Raw genomic sequence first — 5,585 nt, 5'->3', positions numbered from 1 at the left:
GGGCGCGGCGCCTCTAGGCTGGACGCGTGGATGACGTCCTGATCCCCCTGGTGGTCGCAGCCTGCGTGGCGGCGTCCACCGCCGGCGGGTCGAAGCACACCAGGTCACCGGGCTTCAGGTCCGGGCGTACGTCAGGGCGGCGCTGGCCGTCGCCGCGCGCAGCGAGCCGGTGGGCGCGGGTGGGGCCGGGGCGTGGCCGGCCAGTTGCTCGATCAGCTGGGCCACCGACGGCCCGGCCAGCCGCAGGTAGCGGTGCCGGCCCTGCCGTTCCTCCACGAGCAGCCCGCCCCGCACCAGCCGGCTGAGGTGGTCGCTGGCCGTGGACGGCGCGACCCCGGCACGCCGGGCGAGTTCCCCGGCGGTCCACGCCCGACCGTCGAGCAGCGCGACGCAGATGCCGGCTCGGGTGCCGTCGGCCAGCAGCGCGGCCAACTCGGCCATTGCCCGGCCCTCGGTAGCACTCATGACGCCATCATCGCCCCCAGCACCGCGACGACCTCAGCGGAGTCGGGTCAGCGGGGACACCGTCCGGTCCGTGCCGTCGTAGCTGCGAGCGCCGTCGAACGAGCCCGCCGGGCGCTGCCCGCCCGCGACGGCCCGGGCCAGCCGTAGGTCGGCGTTGCGGAACCGGAGCGCCAGGCTCAGGTGCGGCACCCACGCACCCGGCGCGTGCCACGGACGCTGCCCCTCGGTGTCGGCGAGGACGTCCCAGACGGCGGCGTGCAGCGAGGTGAGCGCGGGCGTGGGTCGGACGAGCCAGACCAACGGGGCGCTGCCGTCGAGAACCACGACGCGGTCGAGGGTGACCGGCACCGGCAGCGCGTCGTCGAACAGCTCGGCCAGACGGCGCTCGACGCCGGGTGGAAGATCGTCCACCGCGGCGAGGGTGAGGTGCGGCCGGTTGGTCGGATGGATGTTGCGGGCCAGGCTGGGCAGACCCGCCGCCGCCAGCCGCACCCAGGTCGACCGGATTGCCGTCTCCAACCCGGGCGAGCAGACCAGTTCCACCGTACGCACTCCGACACGCTAACGGGGCGGGTCGCCAGCCGAACGCCGGACCGGTGCGCCGCCCGACCCCGATCACTGGAGCAATCTTGGACAGTTTCCGTTCTCGTGGAACGGAAAGTGTCCAAGATCTACGCGTCGGACACCGAGATGGTCGTCGGCGCGGATCAGAGCCAGCCGTTGTCCCGGGCGGCACGGACCGCCTCGGCCCGATCGGCGGCACCGAGTTTCTGGACGGCCGCCGACAGGTGGTTGCGGACCGTGCCGGTGGACAGGTGCACCCGTCGGGCGATCACCGCCACCGGTGCGCCGAACTCGGCCAACCGCAGCGTCTCCAACTCCCGAGGCGTGAGCGGGCACGCCGGCAGGGTCAGTGCGTCGGCGGCCAGCGACGGGTCGACGTACCGGCCGCCGGCGTGCACCCGGCGGATGACGTCGGCGAGCGCCCCACCGGGCGACCCCTTGGGCACGAAGCCCCGCGCCCCGGCGGTCAACGCCTGACGGAGGTGCCCCGGGCGGCCGTGCCCGGTCAACACGACCACCGCGCACTCAGGACGGACGCGGGCCAGCTCGGCGGCGACGGCGATGCCGTCCAGGCCGGGCATCTCCAGGTCCACCACGGCGACGTCCGGGCGGTGCGCGATCGTCGCGGTGACCGCCGTCGGCCCGTCGGCGGCGTGGGCCACCACGTCGATGTCCGGTTCGAGGCCGAGCAGCGCGGCGACCGCCACCCGGATCAGGTCCTCGTCGTCGGCCAGCAGGACGCGGATCACGACGGCACCGGCACTGTGGCCTCGACTGTGAACACCGCGTCCTGGCGACGTACCCGCAGCTCTCCCCCGGCCGCGGCCAACCGGTCGGCCAGACCCCGCAGGCCGTGGCTGTGCTCGTCCGGGCCGCTCTCGCCGGCGCCGTCGTTGGCCACCGTCATCCTGGCCACGTTCCCCTCCCGGTCGATGTGGATCCGGCACCAGTCGGCGCGGCTGTGCCGCAGCACGTTGGTGCTGGCCTCGCGCAGCACCGCCGCCAGTTCGGTAGCGGCCGGCTGCGGCAGGTCCGCCGGTGGCGGCGGCACCGTGCAGCGCACTCCGCACGACCGGAGCACCTCCGCCACGGCGGCCAACTGCTCGCCGAGGTCGACCGCGCGGTAGCCGTGCACGCTCTCGCGGACCTCGGCGAGCGCGGACGCGGCGAGCCGCTGCACCTCGGCGGCCTCCCGACCGGCCCGCACCGGGTCGACCGGGGCGAGCCGCGCGGCGAGTTCGGCCTTCAGCGCGATCACCGTGAGACTGTGCCCCAGCAGGTCGTGCACGTCGCGGGCGAAGCGCAGCCGCTCCTCGGCGGCGGCCAGCCTGCCCTGGGCGGCCTGGCCCTGCCGGGCCTCCACCAGCAGGTCCCAGAACCAGACCTGGAACCTGTTGACCGCCGCCACGCCCACCCCGACACCGCCCGTCACAGCCAGGGACCGCCCGACCGATCCGCCGGTCCACCAGGCCACCGCGGCCGACACCAGGAGGGCACCGGCGGTGACCGCCAACGCTCCGGGGAGGCGGACCACCAACGGGGCCATCCCGACCAGGGAAGCGCCGAGCCACGCCCAGGTCGGCCAGACCCCGGCCGCGACCGGGGCCACCAACGGCACGGTCAGTACCGCCACGACGGCCAGGCCGAGCTGGGCGCGCCGTCGCCACCGCTGCGCGAGCCAGGGGGTGACCGCCGCGTACAACACGGCGGTCTGGGTGGCCGCGAAGGCGAGGATGCCGACCGCGCCGAGCGCGACGCGGCCGACGTCCGGCTCACGGCTCAGGCCGACCGCCGGCAGCAGGACGGTCGCCCACATCCCGACGGCCAGCGACAGCAACGTCGCCCGCCGGGCCCGGAGCAACCGGCGGTCCGCCCGGGGAGTCGCCACCTCGCTCGTCACCCGTCGATCCTAGGACCGCACGCCGCCCGGTCCACCCATGCGAATTGTCACGGTCGGACCGTGCGCCGCGCACGAATATCCGGTGACGGACGCGTCTGCCCACCGAGCTGGAACGCCGGCACTGTCAGCACATGGAAAACACACGGATGTACGCCGACCCCGCCGCCCGCGTACCGTCGCCCGGGCCGCTGACGACCGACCAGCCGGCACCCACGGACACGACGCGGACCGACGTGTCGCCGGCCGGCGGTACGCGACGGCTGCTCTGGCATCTCGGCGAGATGGCGCTGGCGATGGTCGCCGGGATGCTGCTGCTCGGGCCGCTGTTCGAGATGGGCGGTGCCGCTCTGGGGGCGACCGACACGCTGGCCCGCCCGGAGGTGGCCGCGCTGGTGATGGCCACCACCATGACCGTCGGGATGACGGTGTGGATGCGCTACCGGGCGCACCACTGGCGTGGGGTCGGCGAGATGGCCGCCGCAATGTACGTCCCGTTCCTGCTGCTGTTCGTGCCGTACTGGACCGGCCTGCTCAACGCCGACGGCCTGCTGCTCGGCGGCCACCTGCTGATGGTGCCGGCGATGGTGCTGGTGGCGGTGCGGCATCGGCACGAGTCGCCGGCGGTGATCCGTCGACACCCGGCCGTGGTGGCGCTCGCCCACCGCTGGCCGACCGGGCTGGCGCTGCTGGTGACCGCGGACATGTGGCTCGCCCCGGGGGTGCTCAGCCCGTGGACGATGCTGGTGCTGCCCGGTGGCTACCTGCTGATCGGCCTGTACCGGCGCACGCTGCGCGGTCCCGGTGTGCTCGCCACCCAACTCGTCGGTCTCGCCGTCTGGGGCACCCTGACGCTGGTCGCGGTCGTGGTTGGCGGGCGGAGCGCCGAATGGCTGGTGGCGCTCGGCTGGCTGGCGCACGCCGGGTGGGACCTGGCGCACCATCGGTCCGGCCGGGTGGTGCCGCGCGGCTACACCGAGTTCTGCGGGGTGCTCGACGCGATCCTCGCCGCGGTGATGATCCTGGCGATCCTGAGCACCCCCGCCTGACCGGGACCACCGTCGGCGGCGTGCCGGTGGGGCACCTGTCGCGTTCATGTGGCGGTCGGCGCAGCGGCCCGGACGGCGTGATGAAAGGCTTGGCACATGAGTTCCGCACCTGCACAGCACGACGCACCGTCCGACGCCACCCCCGCCGGCACCGACGAGGTGAACGCCTTCACCGAGCTCGGGCTGCGCGCCGAGCTGCTGGGCGCGCTGTCCGCCCTCGGCTACGAGGAGCCCACACCCATCCAGCGGGAGGCGATCCCACCGCTTCTGGAGGGTCGGGACCTCCTGGGTCAGGCGGCCACCGGCACCGGCAAGACGGCGGCGTTCGCGCTCCCGCTGCTGAACCTCATGACGGCTCACCGTCGTGGCGGTGACCCGGTGGCGCTGGTGTTGGTGCCGACGCGTGAGCTGGCAGTGCAGGTCTCCGAGGCGTTCCACCGCTACGGCAAGGACCTGGGCGCCCGGGTGCTGCCGATCTACGGTGGGCAGCCGATCGGACGGCAGCTGCGGGCACTCGACAGCGGTGTGGACGTGGTGGTGGCCACCCCGGGACGCGCCCTCGACCACATCGCCCGGGGCACCCTGCGCCTCGGTGGGCTGGCCACGGTGGTGCTCGACGAGGCCGACGAGATGCTCGACATGGGCTTCGCCGAGGACATCGAGGCGATCCTGGAACACGCTCCGGCGCAGCGGCAGACGGTTCTCTTCTCGGCCACCATGCCCTCGCGCATCGACGGGATGGCCCGGCAGCACCTGAACGATCCGGTCCGGATCGAGATCGGTCGGGAGCAGCCGGTCGCGGGTGAGGCGCCCCGGGTGCGGCAGAGCGCGTACATCGTGACCCGGGCGCACAAGCCGGCCGCACTGGGCCGGGTGCTGGACGTCGAGTCGCCCACCGCCGCGATCGTGTTCTGCCGCAGCCGCGAAGAGGTCGACCGGCTGACCGAGACGATGAACGGGCGGGGCTACCGCTCCGAGGCGTTGCACGGTGGCATGAGCCAGGAGCAGCGCGACCGGGTCATGGGCCGGCTGCGGGCGGGCACCGCGGACCTGCTGGTGGCCACCGACGTGGCGGCCCGCGGGCTGGACGTCGAGCAGCTCACCCACGTCGTCAACTACGACGTGCCGTCGGCCCCGGAGTCGTACGTGCACCGGATCGGCCGGGTGGGCCGGGCCGGCCGCGAGGGTGTGGCGATCACCCTCGCCGAGCCGCGCGAACACCGGATGCTCAAGACCATCGAGCGGGTGACCGGCCAGCGGATCACCATCGACAAGATCCCCACCGTCGCGGACATGCGGACCCGCCGGTTGGAGCTGACCCAGGCGGCGCTGCGGGAGAGCCTGCTGGAGGACGACCTCGACCCGTACCGGGTGATCGTGGAGACGCTCACCGACGAGTTCGACCTGATGGAGGTCGCCCTCGCCGCCGTGAAGCTGGCCCACGAGGTGACGTCGCCCGGCTCCGACGACGAGGAGGAGATCCCGCAGGCGCCGGTTCGCGGTCCCCGCGAGGGTCGACCGGAGTCCGGCGGCCGGGGCGCATAATGGTCGGACCGGTAGCGCGACGCAACGACGGCACGACAGGCCGACGGCGGCCGCGACAACGGAGG

Annotated in this window: 4 protein-coding genes and 2 pseudogenes; 2 read left to right on the top strand and 4 right to left on the bottom strand. The window is 74.0% G+C overall.

The window, feature by feature from the left end; all coding sequences use genetic code 11:
• Positions 1-117 precede the first annotated feature (117 nt).
• The 4 genes and pseudogenes from ACWCO3_RS30640 to ACWCO3_RS30625 all read right to left on the bottom strand — a co-directional run.
• Positions 118-465, bottom strand: a pseudogene (locus ACWCO3_RS30640) (ArsR/SmtB family transcription factor); the annotation flags it as partial.
• A 33-nt stretch (positions 466-498) separates the two neighbouring features.
• The gene (locus ACWCO3_RS30635; RefSeq protein WP_450013354.1) at positions 499-1,017 is read right to left on the bottom strand and encodes a 2'-5' RNA ligase family protein; all 519 of its coding nucleotides are present in this window, start codon (positions 1,015-1,017) and stop codon (positions 499-501) included.
• 155 nt (positions 1,018-1,172) lie between these two features.
• Positions 1,173-1,778, bottom strand: a complete 606-nt coding sequence (locus tag ACWCO3_RS30630; protein ID WP_088989493.1) for a response regulator transcription factor — start codon at positions 1,776-1,778, stop codon at positions 1,173-1,175.
• Positions 1,775-2,929, bottom strand: a complete 1,155-nt coding sequence (locus ACWCO3_RS30625; RefSeq protein ID WP_450013351.1) for a sensor histidine kinase — start codon at positions 2,927-2,929, stop codon at positions 1,775-1,777. The genes ACWCO3_RS30630 and ACWCO3_RS30625 overlap by 4 nt, the downstream gene beginning before the upstream one ends.
• Before the next feature lie 131 nt (positions 2,930-3,060).
• Here ACWCO3_RS30625 and ACWCO3_RS30620 point away from each other — a divergent pair, with 131 nt between their 5' ends.
• Entirely contained in the window at positions 3,061-3,975 is a 915-nt protein-coding gene (locus ACWCO3_RS30620; protein ID WP_450013349.1) for a hypothetical protein, read from the top strand.
• Between the two features lie 96 nt (positions 3,976-4,071).
• A pseudogene (locus tag ACWCO3_RS30615) lies at positions 4,072-5,514 on the top strand (DEAD/DEAH box helicase); the annotation flags it as partial.
• Positions 5,515-5,585: the final 71 nt, after the last annotated feature.

Source organism: Micromonospora sp. NPDC002411 (assembly GCF_053592955.1).
The sequence above is the reverse complement of the archived record's forward strand: the minus strand, read 5'-3'. Positions and strand labels throughout refer to the sequence as shown.

What these genes read in the sequence shown, in the direction of transcription:
- ACWCO3_RS30620 (WP_450013349.1), top strand. Translation starts at nt 3,061, where the DNA reads ATGGAAAACACACGGATGTACGCCGACCCCGCCGCCCGCGTACCGTCG.